29 protein-coding genes are annotated in these 20,086 nt (G+C 41.8%); 25 read left to right on the forward strand and 4 right to left on the reverse strand.

What is annotated here, in order from left to right; translation table 11 throughout:
* Positions 1–7: 7 nt before the first annotated feature.
* Genes QI155_RS05115 through QI155_RS05130 form a run of 4 tightly spaced genes read right to left on the reverse strand, consistent with a single transcriptional unit; the run spans position 8 to position 2,166 of the window.
* Positions 8–1,267 (reverse strand): terminase family protein, encoded by a 1,260-nt coding sequence (locus tag QI155_RS05115; protein ID WP_068861431.1) that lies wholly within the window; start codon positions 1,265–1,267, stop codon positions 8–10.
* A complete protein-coding gene (locus QI155_RS05120) occupies positions 1,264–1,665 on the reverse strand; it encodes a hypothetical protein (protein ID WP_068861430.1) in 402 nt (133 codons plus the stop codon). The genes QI155_RS05115 and QI155_RS05120 overlap by 4 nt, the downstream gene beginning before the upstream one ends.
* Positions 1,658–1,903, reverse strand: a complete 246-nt coding sequence (locus QI155_RS05125; protein WP_068861429.1) for a hypothetical protein — start codon at positions 1,901–1,903, stop codon at positions 1,658–1,660. The genes QI155_RS05120 and QI155_RS05125 overlap by 8 nt, the downstream gene beginning before the upstream one ends.
* Positions 1,900–2,166 carry a hypothetical protein gene (locus QI155_RS05130; protein WP_281321232.1) on the reverse strand — a complete coding sequence of 89 codons (267 nt, stop codon included), beginning with the start codon at positions 2,164–2,166 and terminating at the stop codon, positions 1,900–1,902. Before QI155_RS05130 ends, QI155_RS05125 begins: the two co-directional genes overlap by 4 nt.
* A gap of 123 nt (positions 2,167–2,289) precedes the next feature.
* Here QI155_RS05130 and QI155_RS05135 point away from each other — a divergent pair, with 123 nt between their 5' ends.
* The 25 genes from QI155_RS05135 to QI155_RS05255 all read left to right on the forward strand — a co-directional run bounded on the left by QI155_RS05135 (position 2,290) and on the right by QI155_RS05255 (position 19,959).
* Entirely contained in the window at positions 2,290–3,405 is a 1,116-nt protein-coding gene (locus QI155_RS05135; RefSeq protein ID WP_068861427.1) for a hypothetical protein, read from the forward strand.
* Between the two features lie 13 nt (positions 3,406–3,418).
* On the forward strand, positions 3,419–4,555 hold the full coding sequence (locus tag QI155_RS05140; RefSeq protein ID WP_068861426.1) for a P22 phage major capsid protein family protein: 1,137 nt from the start codon (positions 3,419–3,421) through the stop codon (positions 4,553–4,555).
* An 11-nt stretch (positions 4,556–4,566) separates the two neighbouring features.
* A complete protein-coding gene (locus QI155_RS05145) occupies positions 4,567–4,731 on the forward strand; it encodes a hypothetical protein (RefSeq protein ID WP_159426696.1) in 165 nt (54 codons plus the stop codon).
* On the forward strand, positions 4,728–5,159 hold the full coding sequence (locus QI155_RS05150; RefSeq protein WP_068861425.1) for a DUF1320 domain-containing protein: 432 nt from the start codon (positions 4,728–4,730) through the stop codon (positions 5,157–5,159). Before QI155_RS05145 ends, QI155_RS05150 begins: the two co-directional genes overlap by 4 nt.
* 312 nt (positions 5,160–5,471) lie before the next feature.
* Positions 5,472–5,831, forward strand: a complete 360-nt coding sequence (locus QI155_RS05155; RefSeq protein ID WP_143600827.1) for a hypothetical protein — start codon at positions 5,472–5,474, stop codon at positions 5,829–5,831.
* Complete coding sequence (locus tag QI155_RS05160; RefSeq protein WP_068861423.1) at positions 5,828–6,280, forward strand: lysozyme; 453 nt, start codon at positions 5,828–5,830, stop codon at positions 6,278–6,280. Before QI155_RS05155 ends, QI155_RS05160 begins: the two co-directional genes overlap by 4 nt.
* A complete protein-coding gene (locus QI155_RS05165; protein ID WP_068861422.1) occupies positions 6,277–6,774 on the forward strand; it encodes a Gp37 family protein in 498 nt (165 codons plus the stop codon). The genes QI155_RS05160 and QI155_RS05165 overlap by 4 nt, the downstream gene beginning before the upstream one ends.
* Entirely contained in the window at positions 6,767–6,979 is a 213-nt protein-coding gene (locus QI155_RS05170; RefSeq protein ID WP_068861421.1) for a hypothetical protein, read from the forward strand. The genes QI155_RS05165 and QI155_RS05170 overlap by 8 nt, the downstream gene beginning before the upstream one ends.
* Entirely contained in the window at positions 6,969–8,219 is a 1,251-nt protein-coding gene (locus tag QI155_RS05175) for a phage tail sheath subtilisin-like domain-containing protein (RefSeq protein WP_281321233.1), read from the forward strand. The genes QI155_RS05170 and QI155_RS05175 overlap by 11 nt, the downstream gene beginning before the upstream one ends.
* 12 nt (positions 8,220–8,231) lie before the next feature.
* Positions 8,232–8,753 carry a phage major tail tube protein gene (locus QI155_RS05180; RefSeq protein ID WP_068861776.1) on the forward strand — a complete coding sequence of 174 codons (522 nt, stop codon included), beginning with the start codon at positions 8,232–8,234 and terminating at the stop codon, positions 8,751–8,753.
* A gap of 1 nt (position 8,754) precedes the next feature.
* Entirely contained in the window at positions 8,755–9,003 is a 249-nt protein-coding gene (locus QI155_RS05185; RefSeq protein WP_068861775.1) for a hypothetical protein, read from the forward strand.
* Positions 9,004–9,135: 132 nt separating this feature from the next.
* Entirely contained in the window at positions 9,136–11,352 is a 2,217-nt protein-coding gene (locus QI155_RS05190; protein WP_281321234.1) for a phage tail tape measure protein, read from the forward strand.
* Positions 11,352–11,867 (forward strand): phage tail protein, encoded by a 516-nt coding sequence (locus QI155_RS05195; protein ID WP_068860564.1) that lies wholly within the window; start codon positions 11,352–11,354, stop codon positions 11,865–11,867. The genes QI155_RS05190 and QI155_RS05195 overlap by 1 nt, the downstream gene beginning before the upstream one ends.
* Positions 11,864–12,076 (forward strand): tail protein X, encoded by a 213-nt coding sequence (locus QI155_RS05200; RefSeq protein WP_068860566.1) that lies wholly within the window; start codon positions 11,864–11,866, stop codon positions 12,074–12,076. Before QI155_RS05195 ends, QI155_RS05200 begins: the two co-directional genes overlap by 4 nt.
* Positions 12,064–13,047: a contractile injection system protein, VgrG/Pvc8 family gene (locus QI155_RS05205; protein WP_068860574.1), complete on the forward strand. Its 984-nt coding sequence runs from the start codon at positions 12,064–12,066 to the stop codon at positions 13,045–13,047. The genes QI155_RS05200 and QI155_RS05205 overlap by 13 nt, the downstream gene beginning before the upstream one ends.
* Entirely contained in the window at positions 13,040–13,612 is a 573-nt protein-coding gene (locus QI155_RS05210) for a phage baseplate assembly protein V (protein WP_068860576.1), read from the forward strand. Before QI155_RS05205 ends, QI155_RS05210 begins: the two co-directional genes overlap by 8 nt.
* Positions 13,613–13,623: 11 nt before the next feature.
* On the forward strand, positions 13,624–13,953 hold the full coding sequence (locus QI155_RS05215) for a hypothetical protein (RefSeq protein WP_068860577.1): 330 nt from the start codon (positions 13,624–13,626) through the stop codon (positions 13,951–13,953).
* Positions 13,937–14,296, forward strand: a complete 360-nt coding sequence (locus QI155_RS05220) for a GPW/gp25 family protein (protein WP_068860579.1) — start codon at positions 13,937–13,939, stop codon at positions 14,294–14,296. The genes QI155_RS05215 and QI155_RS05220 overlap by 17 nt, the downstream gene beginning before the upstream one ends.
* A complete protein-coding gene (locus QI155_RS05225; protein WP_068860581.1) occupies positions 14,293–15,402 on the forward strand; it encodes a baseplate J/gp47 family protein in 1,110 nt (369 codons plus the stop codon). Before QI155_RS05220 ends, QI155_RS05225 begins: the two co-directional genes overlap by 4 nt.
* Positions 15,395–16,012: a phage tail protein I gene (locus QI155_RS05230; RefSeq protein WP_068860583.1), complete on the forward strand. Its 618-nt coding sequence runs from the start codon at positions 15,395–15,397 to the stop codon at positions 16,010–16,012. Before QI155_RS05225 ends, QI155_RS05230 begins: the two co-directional genes overlap by 8 nt.
* A complete protein-coding gene (locus tag QI155_RS05235) occupies positions 16,005–16,916 on the forward strand; it encodes a phage tail protein (protein ID WP_068860585.1) in 912 nt (303 codons plus the stop codon). Before QI155_RS05230 ends, QI155_RS05235 begins: the two co-directional genes overlap by 8 nt.
* Before the next feature lies 1 nt (position 16,917).
* Entirely contained in the window at positions 16,918–17,241 is a 324-nt protein-coding gene (locus QI155_RS05240; protein ID WP_068860587.1) for a hypothetical protein, read from the forward strand.
* A gap of 1 nt (position 17,242) precedes the next feature.
* Complete coding sequence (locus tag QI155_RS05245; RefSeq protein WP_281321235.1) at positions 17,243–18,322, forward strand: hypothetical protein; 1,080 nt, start codon at positions 17,243–17,245, stop codon at positions 18,320–18,322.
* 30 nt (positions 18,323–18,352) lie between these two features.
* A complete protein-coding gene (gene avd, locus QI155_RS05250) occupies positions 18,353–18,682 on the forward strand; it encodes a diversity-generating retroelement protein Avd (RefSeq protein ID WP_083200100.1) in 330 nt (109 codons plus the stop codon).
* 263 nt (positions 18,683–18,945) lie between these two features.
* On the forward strand, positions 18,946–19,959 hold the full coding sequence (locus tag QI155_RS05255) for a reverse transcriptase domain-containing protein (protein WP_281321236.1): 1,014 nt from the start codon (positions 18,946–18,948) through the stop codon (positions 19,957–19,959).
* The last annotated feature ends 127 nt before the right edge of the window (positions 19,960–20,086 follow it).

Genomic DNA, 20,086 nt, shown 5'->3' on the forward strand with positions numbered 1-20,086 from the left:
TTGCCTCCTAATATCCTCTTGTAAGTTCTAATGCCTGACGCCTTGAACGGCTAACAATGTATGGCATCTCGGACGGTTTTGCTCCTGCATGTACAGCCAGGGCCAATGCCCAGAAATAGTCTCCATGCCCTTCAGATTCTGTTCTGTCTGCGTCATATCTTATATTGCCAGCTTCGGTGACATACTTTTTAATGCTGTGTATGTCTCTGATAAGCCCCTGATGGCTCATGATTTTGAGGGCATTTTTTTCAAAGAGCATTCTTGTATAGGTAACAAGGCTTTCTTTAACAGGCTGGGTGAATGTAACAGACTCAACAGTAGAGCCATATTTTCTCTGAAGCTCTTCTGCAAGTTGCATTCCAAGACCTGTTGAATCTATGCATATTCTATGTGGCTGATAAGTGTTTTTAAGCATCTCTATCTTAAGCCTTTGAGCCTCAAAGTTTTCTTTATACATTTCATCAATGTGCCTTACATAAAAGACATCGCCAAGTTTTTCAACGACCACGATAGCGGTGATGTCTCTTTTTCTTCCGATGTCAATGCCCATGTAAAATATTCCTCTCTTTATGCCATCCCAGCTGTCACACTCTGAGGATACGGCATTAAGGATCATCTCAAGCGGGAAGTAGCTGAATGCTTCGTCTATAAACTCACACTCAAACTCCTGAGCAAAGGCATCAGCATCCATTGTGCGTTTAAACATCTCTAAATCTATGTTTAAGCCCTCATTAATTGCATCATAAATTGTTACTTTGTGCTTGCTGAAGCCAAGCTGGGTAGCGTTCTCCCAGAGCTCATAGAATTTGCCCGATTTGCCAGCCGGGGTGGAGACCACACGCACGGAGTAGCCTTTAGAGATGATTGGAAGCATGGCAGTCCATATGGCTTTGCTGTCCTTGTGAAAGGCAAACTCATCAAGGAAGACATGACCGGAATATCCACGAACTGTCGTGGGAGAGGCAGGCAAAGCAACTATCTTAGAACGATTGGGAAGCATTATCTCTGAGCGGGACTCACGGATAAGCCTGAGATCTATAACTTTTTTAAATACATCAAGCAGAGAGGCAATCCTGTCCATGACTTCCATAGACTGCCTTTCGGTTGTTGAAAGGATCAGAATTGAACATCGTTTTTCAGTTGCAAATTTCAGTGCTTCAAAGCAAAGAGAAGTTGTCTTTCCAATCTGTCTTGCAGCAAGCCAGATTTTTAGCCTTGATTTATCTTTTATCCAGCGCTCCTGGTATGGATAAAGCTTGAAGCTCATGACTCACCGAATGCTTCGGAAAGAGCTTTCTTAAGGACTTCTTCAATATTGACCTGCTCTTTCTTTTCAGCTATTGCAGTTTCAAAGTCCTTTGCCTTCATGATGAGAGGAAGAATTCTTGCAAGTGCATAGAGCCTTCCTGTGTCAACCTTTTCTCCCCTATCCCAATCATCCATAATAGAGCGTGCAAGTTTTCTTGCAAAAACAAAGAGTTCTTCAGAAAGACTCTGCTTTTCCTTGAGAAACTGAGCCCTTTTTCTCTCCCAGTCACCTTCTTCTTTCCATAGCCTGACAGTTTTTTCCCCAAGCTTCAGTCGTGATGCAATCTCAGAGATTGTGCACTGTTCAACAACATAGAGGCGTTCAGCTTCGTTGAAATACAGATGTTTTTTAGCCATTTAGCTCTCTTTCCAGTTTTGCTATTTTTTCTTTAAGCTCTTTCATGTCAGAGATGCATTCATTCAGTCTCTGCATCATAATGAGAGCCTTTTCAGAGTCAATCAGCGTCATGTCTTCCTCGTATGGATTGAGCAGATTCCTGATTGCCACAAGTAACCCGCTTGCTTCAAGGTCTTTTTCCCTGTAGCGTTTCCTTGCATCTGCAAGGTAGCCTTTTAGCATTACTCTTTCGCTCATTTAACCATCTCCTTCTTAAGGGGACATTGCATCCCCGTGTCAATTTTATATTCAATCCTTGATACAGAGCTGACCATCCATTGCAGTGTCTCTAACTGTTGCTGCAGATATTCCTGCTGTGCTCTTTCTCTGTCCTCCATATTTTCAATGATTTGCATGAGAATTTTTGTCTGTGCCTTGTGATATATAAAAAACACGATAAAAATCAATGCAGGAAAGCCTACATATTTGACAAGCTCAATAAAAAATGGCAGTTCATTCATTGGACTCTCCTTTTTTCTTTTTAGAGTAGCTATTTTCTTCTGAGGCAATCTTTTGAACTGTTCAAAAGATTACGAGCATTTTCTTTATTTATGCTAAAGAAAATATCTGCGGGAGGTGAGATATTGCAGATAGAAGTATTCAGAGCAGGCACATGGACTGACTCAGCTGGAAACACCCGTACATGGACAGAGGAAGACCTTGACAAAATTGTTCAAAAATACAACTCACAGAAAGAGCACGAAGCTCCTGTTGTAATAGGGCATCCAAAAGACAATGCTCCGGCGTATGGCTGGGTGGAGCAACTTGAGAGACGTGGCAAAAGCATCTGGGCAAAGATAAGGCCAACAGTGCAGGAGTTTGTTGACTGGGTGCGTCAGGGGCTGTATAAAAAGGTCTCAATAAGTCTGTATCCTGATCTACTTCTCAGACATATCGGGTTTCTTGGTGCTACGCCGCCAGCTGTAAAAGGGCTTACGCCACCACAGTTTTCAGACTCTCAATATACCGAGTATGAACTAAACTTCAGGGACTGGACAGCTGACGACAGAGAAAAACTTGCAAAAGGACAGCTAAAGGGAGCATTTGCAGGACCAAATAGAAGCTTTCCAATAGCATCATGTGAAGATGTCTCTGATGCGTGGAAACTTGCAGGGCAGGCAGAAAATCCTGATCAGATTCGTAGAAACATCATAAAGATAGCAAAAAAATACGGCTGGGAGGACTGCCTCCCGGATACAGCCATACAATGGGCTAAAGAGCACAACATACAACTAAAGGAGGAGGATATGGAAGAAAAACTCAAAGAGCTGGAGGCTCAGCTCAAAGAAAAAGAGAGGCTACTTGCTGAGTTTGCTGAGAAAGACAAGGCAAAGGATGAAGAAATAGCAAGACTCAAAGCAGAGATTGAAAAGATTGAGAAGGAAAAGAGGCGCAATCAGTACGAATCATTTTGTGAGGAACTCATCCGTGAAGGAAAGATGCTTCCAGCATGGAAAACAAAAGTGATTGAACTGATGGAGATATTGCATGCAGTTGGAGAACATGAGTTTTCAGAAGGTAAAAAGCCTGCTGAGGTAGCATTCAAAGAGTTTCTCACATCAATGCCGAAGGTGATCAGCTTTGAGGAGATTGCAAAGAAAGACAAAACAGGCTCTAAATCAATATCAAGACAGGAATTTGAGGCAATGGACGCACAGGCCAAATATGAATATATAAAATCTGGCGGAATAATTTTATAAGGAGGAGGATAATATGGCTAATACACTAACAGGATTAATTCCAACAATCTACAAGGCTCTCGATGTTGTATCAAGGGAGCTGGTGGGGTTTATACCATCTGTTTTTCTGAATGCTGCAGCTGATCAGGTAAAAAAAGACCAGACAATTACATACCCTGTTACAAATGCTTATAGCGCATCAGATATAGTACCTGCGGCAACAGGACCTAATCCTGCTGCTACAACAGTTGGTACTGACTCAATGTCAATTACTAAGGTTCGTAGTGTCACATTCTACTGGGAAGGTGAAGAAATTAAAGGACTTAATACAGCTAATCTATATGAATCGCTTCTTCAGGCGCAATTTGCCCAGGCCATGCGGACGCTCGTAAATGAAGTTGAAGCAGACCTTGCTGCCTTATATATAAATGCCTCCCGTGCATACGGTACAGCAGGAACAACACCATTTGGAAACAACCTTGAAGATTTGGCACAGGTCAGGAAAATACTGGCTGACAACGGAGCACCAATGAGTGAACTTCAGCTCGTCATAGATACTACAGCGGGTGCAAAATTAAGAAGTCTCGGGCAACTCACAAAGGCAAATGAGGCAGGCTCAACAGACACGTTAAGGCGTGGGGTGCTTTTAGATGTCTTTGGATTTCAGATTAGAGAGTCTGCACAGGTAAAGACACACACTAAGGGAACAGGCAGCGGATATCTTGTAAATGCTCCAAGCGGGCTTCCAGCAGGAACCACAGTCATTCCTGTTGACACTGGCAGCGGAACAATACTTGCAGGAGACGTGGTAACATTTGGCAGCGATCCAACAAAGTATGTTGTAACCAGTGGTCTTTCCGGTGGAACATTTACCATTGCACCACCTGGTTTGCTCACAGCAGTTGCAGACAATACAGCAGTAAACATAGTAGGCAACCATACATGCAACATGGCATTTGCAAAATCAGCAATACATCTTCTCTGCAGAGTGCCAGCCATGCCGGCGGGAGGAGACGCTGCAGACGATGTCATAACTGTCACTGATCCTGTATCAGGTATCTCATTTCAGGTTGCCTTATATCGCCAGTACAGGCGTATAGCCTATGAAGTGGGTCTTGCATGGGGAGTCAAGGCGGTGAAAAAAGAGCATATAGCTCTGCTTCTTGGGTAAGGAGGATAAAAATGGCTAAAAAGAGGGATGAAAATATTGATGAAGCTGAAAATCTTGCTGAAAAAAAGCTTGTAAAAATGATTCGTGATGGCGATGTAGAGCCAAAAACAGCAGATGTGCATCCTGACATGGTTGAAGACTATAAAAAGGGAGGCTGGAGGATAGCTGAACAATGAGCTACTGCACGCTTAACGATCTCATAAAAGCGATTCCTGAAGAAAATCTCATACAGCTTACTGATGACAATGGAATGGGGGTGATAGATGAAGAAAAGATAGATGAAGCCATAGCATATGCGGGGCAGCTGATAGACGGCTACTTGAGGGGCAGATACTCTGTCCCTCTTGACCCTGTTCCAGAGCTAATCAGAAGGCTTGCAGTTGACATGGCTGTATTTCATCTGTATTCAAGACGGTTTGAGCTTGAGATGCCACAGAGCATGATTGACAGGCGCAAAGAGATCATCAGACTTCTTGAGCAGATTCAGCAAGGCAAAGTTCAGCTTGGCATAGAAACAGATAAGTCACCGGGTCAGGGATACTATCAGAGCAATAAAACTGAAGAGGACAGATTTTTCAATAAAACGCTTTTAGAGAGGTTTTAATTTGAAGGGGGATATCAGAGTATGGGTCAGGTAAAAAAAGAGGCTTATAAGCGATTCTACGAAGCGATTTTAAAAAGTGGACATTTTAAAGTTTTAAATGCCTTTTAAAGGGGGTTTAAGAGGGTATTAAATGGCATTTAAAAAATTGATAAAAAATATTATGTTAAATTTTTTTGTCAGTGACAATGAAGGAGGTTTGATATGATACTCGGTGCAATTCTGGGGCTGTTAGGGGCAATAATCCCTGAAGGAATTAAGATTTTCAAAGAACGACAGGACCATAAGCATGAAAAAGAGATGCTTGAGCTTCAGATGCAGTACCAGCGAGAGATGATTGAGGCTCGCATTCAGGAAGCAAGGGCTTTAGCAACGCTGGAGCTTGACAAAGAGGCATATCGCTATGCACCAACAGATGTGAAGCCAACCGGTAATTTCTGGATAGACCTTTTGCAGGTTATAGGTGCATTTTACAATCAGACAGTGAGGCCTACTCTCACATACTTAGTCATAGCTTGCTGGCTTATGGTCAAATATGCAAGCTGGCAGATAGCAGGAGGCAATCTTGAGGTGCTCCCTCAGATATGGACAGAGGCAGACAATGAATTCGTTGCAGCAGTGGTCATGTTCTGGTTTGGTGGTAGAGCGTTCAGCAGGACTTTCAAAAGAATATGACTGAAAGAGGCATTGAGCTCATAAAACGCTTTGAGGGCTATAGCCCTACAGTATATCTCTGCCCTGCAGGGTATCTAACTATTGGGTACGGCCATGTGGTCAGGCCAGAGGAGAGGGAAATGTTTGCGAAGGGAATTACAATGGAGCAGGCAGAGGAGCTCCTCAGACAGGATCTCTCAAAATACGAGAAGGCAGTTATCTCACTCCTTCAGCCTGTAGCCTTCAGCCTTCAGCCTCAACAGATAGATGCCTTAACAAGTTTTGCATACAATGTTGGACTTTATGCTCTGAAAGCATCCACGCTGAGAAGAAAGATTTTAAGAGGTGATCTTCTTGATGCAGCGGATGAATTCCTCAAATGGGTCTATGCAGGTGGCAGGAAACTTCAGGGGCTTGTGAGGAGAAGACAGGCAGAGCGAGAGCTATATCTTGAAGGGGTTTTGCAATGACCATAGCAGATATTGAGCAGGCAATAATTGACAGGCTCAAAACAAAGATACAGGGGCTTGAAATCACAGGCTTTCCAGAAAAGCCGAAAGAATACAGGCTTCTACATCCAAAAGGAGCCTTGCTCGTGAGTTATGCGGGCTCAACATTTTCAGAGCCCCAAAGTGTGAATGCGATTGTCCAGGAAAGAAAGATGGAGTTTGATATCACAGTTGCCATGAGACATCTACGGACACACGAAGGAGCATATGCATATCTTGACGCAGTGAGGATTGCGCTGACGGGATATAGAATCACAGGCTGCTCAAAGATGTATCCAGTGAAGGAACAATTTCTTTCAGAGGACAATGGGATATGGCAGTACAGCATTACATTCACTCTGACAGCTCCTGCAGTTGAGCCAACAGAGAAAGAAACAACTGTACTTTTAAGAAAAATAACAGCAACAGATGATTATGATACAACGATAATAAAAAAGGAGGGCTATGATGGCTAAGTATGTGTATCAGGGTCCGCCATCGGGAGTAACACTGAACGATGGCAAAGAGGCTTTGCTTTTCCCCGGTGCTGAGATAGAGCTTCCAGAGGAAAATGATTATGTGAAAACGCTGATAGCAATTGGATACCTGAAAGAGGTAGCAGAGAAAAACGAAATAAAACAGTTTAAAGGTAAAAAGGAGGTAAAAGAAGATGCCAGCTAATTTCTTGCATGGTGTTGAAACAATTGAGATTGAAAAAGGTGCAAGACCTATAAGGGCGGTAAAAACAGCAGTGATAGGTCTTGTTGGAACTGCTCCAATACAGGATGTTGAGAGCGATTACAGAACTGTAAATAGACCAGTTTTAATATTGAATGATAGGGATGCGGCAAAATACTTTGGCACTCAGAAAACAGGCTACACAATCCCGCAGGCACTGGATGCAATATTTGATCAGGGAAGCGGTATTGTCATAGTGGTAAACGTATTTAATCCTGATGTGCATAAAAATGCACAAAATGAGCCAGATCCTTCGCAGGTAACAGTATCTGATATTATAGGCGGGACTGATGCTTCAGGCAATAGGACCGGCATGCAGGCATTCAAAGACTGCTACAATCTCTTTGGCTTCTTCCCGAAGATTCTCATTGCACCTGTCTATTGCACACAGGTAAGTGTAGCAACAGAGCTGAATGTTATGGCAGGAGCAATTAGGGCAGTAGCAATAGTTGATGCCCCAGCAGGAACAACATTTCAGCAGGCAATAGCTGGAAGAGGTCCAAATGGTTCAATCAACTTCAACTTTTCATCTGAAAGGATGATACTCTGCTACCCGCACCTGAAAGTCTATGATCCAGCAACTGACACAGAAAGGCTTGAGCCATACAGCCAGAGGCTTGCAGGAGTGATAGCAGCAAAGGACATTGAAAAAGGCTATTGGTGGAGCCCATCCAATACAGAGATAAAGGGTATTACAGGAGTTGAGAGAAATCTCTCAGCAATGATCAATGATCCGAACTCAGAAGTAAACCTGCTCAACGAAGCGGGCATTGTTACGGTATTCAACTCCTTTGGTACAGGGCTGAGGACGTGGGGAAACCGCTCAGCTGCGTGGCCAAGTGTAACGCATCCAAAGAACTTCATCAACGTGCGCAGAACAGCAGATGTGCTTCATGAAAGCATTGAATACAGCATGCTTCAGTTCATAGACTTTCCAATAAATGATGCATTGATTGATGCCATCTGCGAAAGCGTAAACATGTTCATTAGAACACTCATAGCAAGAGGAGCTCTGATAGATGGCAGATGCTGGTTTGACAAGGCAAAGAATCCATATACAGAGATTGCACTTGGGCATCTCACTTTTGATATTGAATTCATGCCACCAACTCCGGCTGAAAGAATTACATTTGAAAGCTTTATAAACATTGAGCTTCTTAAGAAGCTTGGGGGAAGTCAATAAGGGAGGTAAGAGATGAGCAAGCTTCAGGTAAATAAGCTATACAATGCAAATGTGTATGTAAACGGCATAAGTTTTCTTGGCAGAGCCGAAGAGGTTACACTGCCACAGGTCAAGGCAAAGATGGTTGAACACAAGGGGCTTGGAATGTTTGGCGTAATAGAGACCGCAGCAGGCATTGAAAAGATGGATGCTAAAATCAAATGGGGAAGCCTATATCCAGAGGTTTTAACAGAGGCTGCAAACCCATATAAGGCTGTCTCAATTCAGGTAAGGGCATCCCTTGAAACACATGACTCAACTGGCAGGGTTGATGAGGTTCCTGTAGTTGCGTTTATGACAGCACAATTTAGAAATTTTCCCGGTCTTGGATTCAAACACCAGGACAATGTAGAGGTTGAGACAGAGCTAAGCGTGAGCTACTACAAACTTCAGGTTGACGGCAAAGACATCATTGAAGCAGATGCCTTTGCAAACATCTGGAAAGTGGAAGGCGAAGACATTCTCGCTACATACAAAGCGAACTTAGGAGCATAAGATGAAAGAGATAAAACTTCCAAGTGGTAAAAAAGCAAAAATCAGGGAAGGCAAAGGTAAGGATCTACTTAATGCATGGAGAAAGGCAAAAAACAATGATGAAATAGTTTTTGCCCTTATTGCAGAGCTTGTTGAGATTGATGGCAAAAAAGTAATCTATGAGGATTTGCTCGAGATGGACCTAAAAGATGTGCTTGCAATTCAGGCTGAGGTTGTAGGGGATTTTTTATCCCTACAACAGGGCATATAATTTTTCTGATCAAGACAACAGGAATGACGCTTGCAGAAATAAAAAAAATGAGCATTGAAGAGATTGCTTTCTGGATAGAGGAGGCAAAAAAATATGAACAGCAGAGAGCTGAAGCAATAGAGGAGATTTTAAATGGATAAAACACTCCAGATAGGGTTAATTCTGGTTGCCTATGACAAGATGACAAAAGTCTTAAAGGCTGCCACAGGAGAAGCTATTGAGTCTTTCAGTAGGCTTCAGGAAAAGATCAAACAGACATCAGAAAAGCTCGCTATGGTTGGAACAGCCTCATATTTTGCAGGCTCTCAAATTTTATACAGCATGAAAAAACCGATTGATGCTTTTATGGAGCTTGAAGATGCTTCTACCCAGCTTAAAGTCACACTTATGAAAGATACAGGAGAAATCTCAGAAAAATTTGAAGAGATAAACAAAATTGCTGCAAAACTTGGAGCTGAACTACCAGGAACAACCTCTGACTTCTACAGGATGGCATCATATATGAAAGCGCTTGGAATTACAGAGGAATCAATTGCAGGCGGAGCTCTTGAAGCAGCTGCAAAGCTCGGTGTAGTGCTAAAGCCCTTTGGGGTTACATACGAAGAGGCTGCCATATCAGTGGCAAAATTTAAAGAATCACTTGGCATTGCAGATAAAGAGTTAATCTCATTTATGGATATTATTCAGAGAGTTGCACATCAGGGCGTTAAACTTGAGGAGATGAGATACGCCTTTGCAGACCTTGCAGGAACACTTCAGCCTCTCGGGATTCAAGGGCTTGAAGCATCAAAAAGCATAACTTCTCTTGTTGCGATGCTTATAAAGACAGGAAGAACAGGGAAAGAAGTTGGAAATGCAATCTCGGACATGATAAGACAGAGCATGGATATAGAGCGTGTTTCAAAGGCAAATCAAATGCTATCGCAGTTTGGAATACAGCTTAATTTTGTAGATGAACAGACAGGCAAATTCAAAGGCATTGAGAATCTGATTGTTCAGCTTGACAAACTCAAAGAGCTTCCAGATGCGGTCAGAATGGAAGTATTCAAGGCGATATTCGGCGCTGGCTCTGCAATGGATGTGGCAAACATTATTGCGACAAAAGGCATAGAAGGCTACAACCAAATGATTGACAGGATGAAAGAGCAGGCAAGCTTAAACAAAAGAGTTGAGGAATCTCTTGGCACACTCAGAAACATGTGGGAAGCATTTACAGGGACATTTCAGAACGCACTTGCTGCAATCGGCAAAGGGGCCGCTCCATTGCTAAAGTGGCTTGCAAATACACTAAACAACATCTCAGAGGCGATAGGAAACTTTGCAGAAAAGCATAAAACCCTTACCACAATAATATCATCAGGAGCTGTAATTCTTGGTGGAGCATTGATGGTATTCGGCTCTCTGGGGATAGCGCTGTCGGTAGTATTGAGGCTTTCAGGCGCAGCGATAAAAGGTTTCATGATATTTGGCAGTCTTGCAAAGGCAGTAGCGCCGATATTGATATCTTCATTAAAAGCAATCACCGTTGCTTTCAGAGTTTTCAGCGTGACTGCAATTGCAGGGCTTAGGGCTGTAGCAGTTGCCATGCTTACAAATCCAATTGGGTGGATACTGCTTGGTATTACTGCTCTTGTTGCAGCTGGATATCTGCTTTATAGAAATTGGGATAAGGTATCAAAAGCCTTATCTTCAGCGTGGAACTGGCTCAGAGAAAACTGGAAAAAGCTTTTGCAAGTCTTTATGTGGGTCAATCCTATAACAATGCCCATTATGGCTTTAAACAAGCTTGTTAAGTATGTTTTTGGTATAGACTTATTCAGCGCAGGCAAAAAGATCATAGAAACGCTCTGGAAAGGCATTCAGTCTGTGGCAATGAAACCTGTTGAGGCTGTAAAGAACATCGTGCAGAAGATAAGAAACTTTCTGCCTTTCAGCCCTGCAAAAGAAGGACCATTCAAAGACCTGCATAAAATCAGGCTAATAGAGACAATAGCTGAAGGGATGAAAGCATCACCGCTTGTAGTTGCAATGAAGCAGGTACTTGAACCAGTGAAAGCAGTAATGCAGCCACTCATTCAACCTGTAAAGCAAGTGCTTGAACCAGTGAAAGCAGTAATGCAGCCACTCATTCAACCTGTAAAGCAAGTGCTTGAACCAGTGAAAGCTACAGGCACAGCTCAAGCAGTAAGAGCATCAAACATTACAGTAAACTACTCACCGAGCATAAACATCTCTGGAGCAGTAGCTCAAGCAAAAGAGGATCTCATGGCAATGCTCAGACAGCATCAGGCAGAGCTTCTCAAGCTTATTCAGGATGCACAGGCTAAAGCCCAGAGGGTGGCATACTGATGGCAAGATATGCATGGCTTGGAGATATACAGCTTGACCTGATCACCTACTTTGACAGCCTTGAGTCCACATCAAGGGTCAATTATGCAGAGCATGAAGTCATAGAAGGAAAACCAAGACTGCAGTACATTGGTGAGGCTCTGGATGAGATCACCATAAAAATTTCACTTCATACAGACTTCTGCAAGCCCGAAGAGGAGTTAAAAAAAATCAAAGAAGCAATGAAGAAATACGAACCGCTTGATTTCATCTTTGCAAGCGGTGCTTATAAAGGCAAGTATGTGATAGAGGAGATCACATCTACAGTTATACAGACATTTGAAGATGGCACAGTGCAGGCAATAGAGGCAACGCTAAAGCTCAAAGAGTGGGTTCAGGATAGGCCGCTCGAATACAAAAAAGAAGCAAAAAAGAAAGCACAACAGAAAAAGAAAACAGTAAAGAAAACAGAATTCACAACTGTTACAGAAAAAAACAAGGAAGGCATTGAATTTAAAAAAATAGTTAGGCAATGAATCAGTATATAGAATACATAACAAAAGAAGGAGATCGCTGGGATTTGATAGCATACGACCTTTACGGAGACGCAACCATGTATGAACCAATCATAGTTGCCAATCCCGATGTACCAATTTATCCAGTGCTACCATCTGGCATAAAACTTAAAATTCCTGTGATAGAGATAAAAGACACGATTGAGGAGCTCCCACCGTGGAAAAGGTAAGAAAGCCTCTATTTTTCATAGAGTATGAGAAAAAAGATATAACAGCATACATAACACCATATGCGCTTTCAGTCACATACACAGACTATGTGCACGGCAAATCTGATGAGATAGAGATACAGCTTGAAGACAGAGAGCACCTCTGGAAGTCATCGTGGTATCCACAGAAGGGCGACCTTATCACGCTTAAAATAGGCTACGAAGGGGAAAAGTTGCTTCCATGCGGAAGCTTTGAGATAGACGAAATTGAGCTTTCAGCGCCACCAGACGTGGTGAGCCTTAAAGGGCTTGCAACAAATATTAAAAAAGCGCTAAGACAGGCAAACACAAAAGCATACGAGAACAAAACACTCAAGCAGATTGCAGAAGAGATAGCCAAAAAGCATGGATACGAGCTCGTAGGAGAAATAAAAGACATAAAAATCAAAAGAATCACACAGAAACAGGAGCGAGACATAGCATTTTTAAAAAGACTTGCGGAAGACTACGGCTATGTATTCAAAATTACTGATGGGAAGCTGGTTTTCTATGAGATTGAAGCTCTTGAGTCTCAGAGCGTGGTGTATATCATAGACAGAAAAGACATGATTTCATTCAGTTTTAGAGATAAGACTTATGAACTATATAAAGCCTGTGAGGTTCAGTATCATGATCCAAAAACAAAAAAAGTTATTACTCATACAGTTAATGCAGATGGCGTTACAAAGGGAGATACTCTTAAGATCAATGAAAGAGTTGAGAATAAAGAGCAGGCTATTGCAAAAGCAAAGGCACATCTTAAGGCAAAAAACAAAATGCAGACAGAGGGAAACATTGTCATAATTGGAAATCCAAAACTTGTAGCAGGCTCAAACATAGAAATTACAGGGTTATACATACTCAACGGCAAATATCACATTGAATCGGCGAAACATACAATCTCAAGAATGGACGGATACAAAACAGAGCTGGAGGTAAGAAGAGTTGCTTAGGTTCGGCGTTGTTGTTGGGGTTGACGAATCAAGAGGTATGGTGAGAGTACAGTATACAGACATGGATGGAGAGGTTTCATACTGGCTTGCAGTGCTCAAGCAAAAGACATTGAAAGACAAGGTATACTGGATGCCCGATGTAGGCGAGCATGTTGCGGTGCTGATTGATGAAAATGCTGAAGAAGGCGTTGTTCTTGGAGCAATATATTCTTCAGCTGATTCTGTCCCGGTCAGCAACAAAGACAAATGCCACATCAAATTTGAAGATGGCACCTGGATTGAGTACGACAGGGCAGAACACAAACTCAGAGCAGAAATACAAGGAGATATTGACGTAAAAGCAACAGGAAGATGCGATCTGGATTGTCAGAGCCAAATATATATCAAGAGTGCCAGCAATATCACGATTCAGGCACCTACAATAAATATGAAGGGTGGCTCACCTGCTGAAGGCTGGTTTGAGGGTAATTTCAGGCTAATAGGCAATCTCGAAGTGCAAGGAAATATATATGTTACAGGGTCAATTATTGACGAGGGTGGCAACACCAATCATCACAGCCATTAGGGAGGGTAAATATGTTAGAGAAAATGCTGAAACTATGGAACAATAAAATTAATCCTTTAGGAAACTTTGATGATGGTTTACCATCTCAGTATCGCTCAATAAAAGGTTTTATTTATTGGTACTTTATCCGCAACCCATTCCATAATTTTTGTGCCTATTGGATAGGCTTTAGAGGGAAAAATATTGATTATTCTCAAATTTGGAACAAAAAACAAAAATGGAATTTAGTGTTACCATTTTTTTCCTTTAAAGGCAATCATTGGGAAATGTATATTGGCTGGAGGCCTGATTCAAAAATGTTTGGTATATCTATCCGGAGAAAAGATGAAAACAATAGATAACATAGAAAGCGTAGATTTTCAGCCAAAATTCGGAGAGATTGGCGAGGTTGTTGAAAATATTGAAGACATCAACCAGTGCATCAGGATCATCCTTTCAACCCCAAAGCGAAGTGACCCACATCGCCCTGAGTTTGGTTCAGACATATGGAAATATATTGACTATCCAGTGAATGAGGCAATCCCGAATATAATTCGTGAGGCAATAGATGCAGTCAACACATGGGAGCCCCGTGTGGAGATTAAAAGCATTCGTGCAAAAGTGGAGCAGGCAAATGTAATTTTACAGATTGAATGGGTGCTTAAGGGCTCAGAAGAGCCTACTTTACTGGAGGTGATAGTATGAGTTTGCCAGAGCCAGAATTTATAGAGCGTGATGCAGAAAAAGTTACAAGAGAGCTAATCTCTTTGTATGAGCAACTTACTGGCAAAACCCTTTATCCAGCCCAGATAGAGCGTCTTATCATTGATCTGATTGCTTATAGAGAAATGCTTATTCGTATTGGTATACAGGAGGCTGCAAAACAGAATCTATTGGCATTTGCACGCTATCCAATGCTTGATTATCTCGGCGAACTGCTCGGTGTGACAAGGCTTCCTGCACAGCCAGCAAGGACAACACTTAGATTTACACTCACTGAGGCACTCTCATTTGACCTTCTAATCCCTGAAGGGACACAGGTTGAAACAAAGGACGGCAAATATATATTTGAGACAGACAGAGACCTCACAATCACGGCAGGGCAAACATATGGAGATGTAACAGCAACATGCACCGTAGCAGGCACAGGCGCAAACGGATATATGCGAGGAGATGTCAATACGCCAGTATCTACGCTTCCATACATTGGGAAAGTTGAAAACATCTCAGTCACCTATGGGGGGGTAGACAGGGAGGATGATGAAAGATTGAGACAGAGAATCAGGGAAGCTCCAGAGAAGTTTTCAGTCGCTGGTCCAAAACTCGCATATCGTTTCTGGGCAATGACAGCTCATCAGGACATCGTAGATGTGGCTGCAGTATCTCCATCACCTGGAGTTGTGAATATATATCCTCTTATGAAGGATGGCAACCCATCAAATGAAATACTTGAGCTTGTATCTCAGGGACTCAATCATGAAAGGGTGCGCCCTCTAACTGATTACGTTCAGGTGCTTACACCTACACGGGTAGATTTTTCAATAGATGCAAGGCTTACGCTATACATAAATACAGATTCTGGAATTGTTCAAAAGATTTGTGAAGAAAAAATCAAGCAATATATAGCTAATATGAAATCAAAGCTTGGCATGGACATAGTGAGAACACAGATTATAGCACTTTTAAACAGCGTTTCAGGGGTATATAAATGCGATTTAATAGCTCCAGAGCAGGACAGAACTCTTGCAGAAAACGAATGGGCAAACTGCACAGGATATACACTAACCATAGTGGGGTCAGTAGATGGCTGATAAAAGACTTATTCCAGCAGGCATAAAAGATTTAAACGCAGAGGCGTTCAATGAACTCATAGATAGACTTGGCAGCATAGACCTCACGCCTCTTCTTATCTATATTATTGACCATGTAGACTCCTCAGCCCTTCCCCACCTCGCCTGGCAATTCCATATTGAAGGCTGGGAGCTTGCAGAGACAGATAAAGAAAAGCGTACACTGATTAAGCGTGCAATTGAGTTGCATCGCTACAAAGGCACACCCTGGGCGGTGAAAGAGGCAATCAAGGCTTGTGGGTATGAAGCAGATATTTCAGAGTGGTTTCAATACGATGGACAACCCTATATGTTTAGGGTCTATATTCAAAAGCCTGTTCAGAGTGAAGACACATATACAAAGCTCCTCAGGCATATATACGACTGCAAAAACGAACGAAGCTGGCTGGACAGCATTGGCACTCATCATGGCTATACAGGAAAGGTTTATGTAGACTCAAGAGTATGGCTTGGCATGAGATATACAATTCAACCGAACATGCCAGAAATATATGTCAGCCCAGCAAGGTATTATGGTGGTTTTTACTACAGGGTTGGAAACTATATGAGCATAGGAGTGTCAAATGGCTAATTTTTCAGGGACAATCATAACGAATAAAGGCCTGGATTTACTTGCAAAAGCAATACGGGGAACGCAACTCACATTCACAAGGGTCGCACTTGGTGATGGAGTATGGCCAGTCCCTCATTCTCCTGAGCAGATGGAATCACTTGTATCAGAAAAAAAGAGTATTCAGATACAGGGGATAGAAGTTGTAGGGAATGGAACTGCCAGATTAAGGGCAGTGCTGATGAACACAGAGCTACAGACAGGATTTTTTGCTCGTGAACTTGGCATCTTTGCGCAGGATCCTGATCTTGGAGAGATTCTATATGCAGTCAGCTATGCAGGAGATCAGGCAGACTACATTCCACCGGGCGGAAATATCGTACTTGAAAGCATCATAGATGTATTTGTGATTGTATCTACCGCAGAAAATGTGACAGCATGGATAGATGATACAGTTGTGCTTGCAACGAAGAAGGATATTGTTGAGCATAATGAATCCAATACATCACATCAGGATATCAGAGCTATTATAAGTACACACCTAAATTCACCTGATGAACACAATATCCCTCAGCAAATACAGTATGCAATTGAGCATCATGAACACAATCAGTATACAAAGAAATATTTACATGCACAGACAACAGCAGCCCTTGAATGGGACATCCTGCACAATCTTGGCGTGACATATCCTGTTGTGAAAGCATATTCTGAAAGCACAGAGCAGGTTAATTTATTAGGGTATTGCGGTTCTGGAGTATACTGCGGACAGGAAGGCTTGTATTGTGGGGGCGGAAGCACTGTTCAGGCAATTGTGCTGACTGATATACCTTATAACGAAGTCGTAATAATTTCTCAGAATAAATTGCGTGTGCGGTTTAGCTCCGCACAGGCAGGAAAAGCAATTATATTAGGAGGTGTGTAATATGAGAGGTGCACCAAAATGGCTCAACTCACGGGAAGATGTATATACGGTAGCCCAGCTTGCTATTGATGGGCAACTTGACAGAGAAGAAGTAAAAAAGAAAATTCAGAACTTGATGAGCGACGAAAAAGTATATGTTTTTGGGCACATTGTTGATGAAAACTATACAGCAGGACAGGATGAGAATGTTTGCGAAGTTAGAAAAGAAGATTGCACAGTTGAGTATCACTACTACAGGCTTCAAGACAATCCAAACGCAAGATATCTCCAGATGGGGCTCACAAAAGATGAAATACAAACGATTTTAAACGAACTGGAGGGATAAAATGGGGCTTTTATGGCAGAACAGTTCACAGTATCCATTGAATGCAGACTTTCTAAGTAGACCTCATGATATTCGTGCAGGAGGTGGAGACCACTACTTGGAACCAAACTCACAACTGAATGGAGTAAAGTTGCTTGCAGGCACAATCATTCCCTTGTTCAACGGTAGTGTCTGGAAAGTGTATGAGTTTACAAGTGATGTGAATATTACAACGCTTGATACAGGAAGTTTTCAATTTGGAAAAGACTACTATGTATATCTCTGCGATGATGGTTCTGCAAGCGGATTGTTGTTGATTTCTCTCAATTCTACGGCACCAAGCGGCTACAATGCTAATAACAGCAGAAAAATCGGAGGTTTTCACTTTGGCAGAAAAAGAAATTCATTTACACCATCCGATGTAACTAATAACGTAGTAGTTCCAAATTCTGTATGGGATTTGGTTCGCAGACCTCGTTGTTCTCCAGAAGGCATGGTTTACATTTGCGGTGGGGTGTGGGTAGATATATATCTCGTTAGTGTGAATGAGGCTATTACATTTACCGCTGGGAATGGCTCTCCACTTGCAAGTGGAACAGGAAAATCAACCTATAACAGCATACCACTCACAGGAACAGAGGGACTCTGTGGATACAACTTTATTGAGCTTGCATGCAGAAGTGGGAAGAGACTTCTTACATATGCGGAGTGGTTGCGTGCGGCATATGGAAGCCCGCAGGGCAACAGCTCAGATAATCTCAATGCATGGACTGCGACGAGCAATACAGGAAGGCAAGTAACAGGGTATGTAGAAAGAGCTATATCCTTGATGAATGTAATAGATTGTGTTGGAAATGTGTATGAATGGCTGGATGAATTTAGTATTAGACAGGATGGCACATCTTGGGGATGGAGAAATCCTATGTCAGGGCAGGGAGTTGGGCAGTTATGGTTGCCTTATGATTTTGGTCTTGTTCAGCTTATTTGCGGCGGCTATTGGCGCGATGGGGCGTATGCCGGCTCCCGCACGGTGAACCTGAGCCACTGCCCCTGGAGCGTGGTCACGGGCATTGGCTCCCGTTTCGCCTGTGATTCTTTGTAAATCTGATATCTGTTTTCTGGGGGTCTGTTTTTGGAAAACTTAAAATTGTATCAAAAATTATATGATTTTGCGATGTATATTTTCCCGATAATAGATAAATTTCCACGCTATGAGAAGTTTGCCCTCTGCAGCCAGATTAAAAATTGTGTGTTTGATGCAGCTAAGCTTGTTATAAAAGCAAATAAAATTTACAATAAGAAGCCGATTATGTATGAAATTGATATTAAAATTGAAGAATTAAAATTTTTACTGAGATTTGCTCATGAAAGACGATATATGTCGCACAAATCGTATAGTCACAGCAGTGAGAGGCTTATAGAGATAGGCAGGATTCTTGGAGGCTGGATTAAAAGTGTATAGAGGGGCTAAGGATGCTTGCGGCGGCAATTGGAACAATGGGGCGTATGCCGGCTCCCGCACGGTGAACCTGAACAACTACCCCTGGAACGTGAACACGAACATTGGCTCCCGTTTCGCCTGTGATTCCTTCTCTCAGAGATGTAAGTTTACGGACTTACATCCATCCCTTTGGGAATCAGATCCTTAGTCCTTCCCTCGAAGGGAAAAGATAAACTTGCCTCTGCGGTGAGTAAGTTGACTGAAAACTGAAAATGGTAGGGGATATGCCAGTTACTTATAATAATTTGTACAACAAGATATATAGCTTTAACAACCTTTACTCTGCATATTTAAAGGCCAGAAAATGCAAAAGATATAGAAAAGAGGTGCTTGATTTTACAAGCAAATTAGAAGAAAACCTTTTAATTATTCAGAATGAACTTATCTGGAAAACCTATGAACCAGGCAGATTTAAAGGGTTTTATGTCTATGATCCGAAAAAGAGATTGATCCATGCTCCTGCTTTTAGAGATAGAGTCATTCACCATGCTCTATGTAATATCATAGAGCCTTTGTTTGAGAAAAAATTTATCTACGACAGCTATGCCTGCAGAAAAGGAAAGGGCACGCATGCAGCAGTTAAAAGAGTCCAGAAATTTATGAGAAAACTGCCAAGAAACAGTTATGTCTTGAAGGCTGATATCAGCCAGTATTTCCCAAGCATAAGTCATGATATATTGATGAAAATCATAGCCAGGACAATTTCTTGTAAAGACACTTTATGGCTTATAGAAAAGATCATAAGAATTGACAATAAGGGGCTACCAATAGGGGCATTGACGAGCCAGTTATTTGCAAATGTATACCTGTCTGAGCTTGATCATTATATTAAAGACAAACTTGGCGTTAAATTTTATGCGAGGTATATGGATGATTTTGTTGTTATTCATCATGATAAGCAGTATCTCAGATCCTTATTAACAGAAATAGAAGGCTTTCTATTTGAAAAACTCGCTCTAAAACTTAATAGGAAAACTCAAATTTATCCTATCAAGCATGGCATAGACTTTTGTGGGTATCGAATCTGGCCTACATATATATTGCCAAGAAAGAGAAATGTAAAGAGAGCAAGAAAAAGATTTAAGAAACTTGCCTTGCTTTATAAGCATAGTAGAATATCTTTACAAGAAGTTAGAAATTCTATTATGAGCTTTATTGGCTATATGAAGCACTGTAATGGATATAGAAGCTTATCTTATATACTCTATGAAACTGTTTTAACAAGAACCCCAGTCTAAACATGTAGTGTTCCAGAAATTTCCAGGAAAATCCCTCCTGATCCCGAATCCTATATTTTTTTAACTAAATATTCTCAAATCTCTGTTACTTTTTCTCAAACCTTTTGTTAAGTTACACAATGAAAGT

It is taken from the genome of Thermodesulfovibrio sp. 1176, from assembly GCF_029946585.1.
Classification (GTDB): Bacteria; Nitrospirota; Thermodesulfovibrionia; order Thermodesulfovibrionales; family Thermodesulfovibrionaceae; genus Thermodesulfovibrio.

What these genes read in the sequence shown, in the direction of transcription:
- QI155_RS05115 (WP_068861431.1), bottom strand. Translation starts at nt 1,267, where the DNA reads ATGAGCTTCAAGCTTTATCCATACCAGGAGCGCTGGATAAAAGATAAA.
- QI155_RS05120 (WP_068861430.1), bottom strand. Translation starts at nt 1,665, where the DNA reads ATGGCTAAAAAACATCTGTATTTCAACGAAGCTGAACGCCTCTATGTT.
- QI155_RS05125 (WP_068861429.1), bottom strand. Translation starts at nt 1,903, where the DNA reads ATGAGCGAAAGAGTAATGCTAAAAGGCTACCTTGCAGATGCAAGGAAA.
- QI155_RS05130 (WP_281321232.1), bottom strand. Translation starts at nt 2,166, where the DNA reads ATGAATGAACTGCCATTTTTTATTGAGCTTGTCAAATATGTAGGCTTT.
- QI155_RS05140 (WP_068861426.1), top strand. Translation starts at nt 3,419, where the DNA reads ATGGCTAATACACTAACAGGATTAATTCCAACAATCTACAAGGCTCTC.
- QI155_RS05145 (WP_159426696.1), top strand. Translation starts at nt 4,567, where the DNA reads ATGGCTAAAAAGAGGGATGAAAATATTGATGAAGCTGAAAATCTTGCT.
- QI155_RS05150 (WP_068861425.1), top strand. Translation starts at nt 4,728, where the DNA reads ATGAGCTACTGCACGCTTAACGATCTCATAAAAGCGATTCCTGAAGAA.
- QI155_RS05155 (WP_143600827.1), top strand. Translation starts at nt 5,472, where the DNA reads ATGCAGTACCAGCGAGAGATGATTGAGGCTCGCATTCAGGAAGCAAGG.
- QI155_RS05160 (WP_068861423.1), top strand. Translation starts at nt 5,828, where the DNA reads ATGACTGAAAGAGGCATTGAGCTCATAAAACGCTTTGAGGGCTATAGC.
- QI155_RS05165 (WP_068861422.1), top strand. Translation starts at nt 6,277, where the DNA reads ATGACCATAGCAGATATTGAGCAGGCAATAATTGACAGGCTCAAAACA.
- QI155_RS05170 (WP_068861421.1), top strand. Translation starts at nt 6,767, where the DNA reads ATGGCTAAGTATGTGTATCAGGGTCCGCCATCGGGAGTAACACTGAAC.
- QI155_RS05175 (WP_281321233.1), top strand. Translation starts at nt 6,969, where the DNA reads ATGCCAGCTAATTTCTTGCATGGTGTTGAAACAATTGAGATTGAAAAA.
- QI155_RS05180 (WP_068861776.1), top strand. Translation starts at nt 8,232, where the DNA reads ATGAGCAAGCTTCAGGTAAATAAGCTATACAATGCAAATGTGTATGTA.
- QI155_RS05185 (WP_068861775.1), top strand. Translation starts at nt 8,755, where the DNA reads ATGAAAGAGATAAAACTTCCAAGTGGTAAAAAAGCAAAAATCAGGGAA.
- QI155_RS05190 (WP_281321234.1), top strand. Translation starts at nt 9,136, where the DNA reads ATGGATAAAACACTCCAGATAGGGTTAATTCTGGTTGCCTATGACAAG.
- QI155_RS05195 (WP_068860564.1), top strand. Translation starts at nt 11,352, where the DNA reads ATGGCAAGATATGCATGGCTTGGAGATATACAGCTTGACCTGATCACC.
- QI155_RS05200 (WP_068860566.1), top strand. Translation starts at nt 11,864, where the DNA reads ATGAATCAGTATATAGAATACATAACAAAAGAAGGAGATCGCTGGGAT.
- QI155_RS05215 (WP_068860577.1), top strand. Translation starts at nt 13,624, where the DNA reads ATGTTAGAGAAAATGCTGAAACTATGGAACAATAAAATTAATCCTTTA.
- QI155_RS05220 (WP_068860579.1), top strand. Translation starts at nt 13,937, where the DNA reads ATGAAAACAATAGATAACATAGAAAGCGTAGATTTTCAGCCAAAATTC.
- QI155_RS05225 (WP_068860581.1), top strand. Translation starts at nt 14,293, where the DNA reads ATGAGTTTGCCAGAGCCAGAATTTATAGAGCGTGATGCAGAAAAAGTT.
- QI155_RS05230 (WP_068860583.1), top strand. Translation starts at nt 15,395, where the DNA reads ATGGCTGATAAAAGACTTATTCCAGCAGGCATAAAAGATTTAAACGCA.
- QI155_RS05235 (WP_068860585.1), top strand. Translation starts at nt 16,005, where the DNA reads ATGGCTAATTTTTCAGGGACAATCATAACGAATAAAGGCCTGGATTTA.
- QI155_RS05240 (WP_068860587.1), top strand. Translation starts at nt 16,918, where the DNA reads ATGAGAGGTGCACCAAAATGGCTCAACTCACGGGAAGATGTATATACG.
- QI155_RS05245 (WP_281321235.1), top strand. Translation starts at nt 17,243, where the DNA reads ATGGGGCTTTTATGGCAGAACAGTTCACAGTATCCATTGAATGCAGAC.
- QI155_RS05255 (WP_281321236.1), top strand. Translation starts at nt 18,946, where the DNA reads ATGCCAGTTACTTATAATAATTTGTACAACAAGATATATAGCTTTAAC.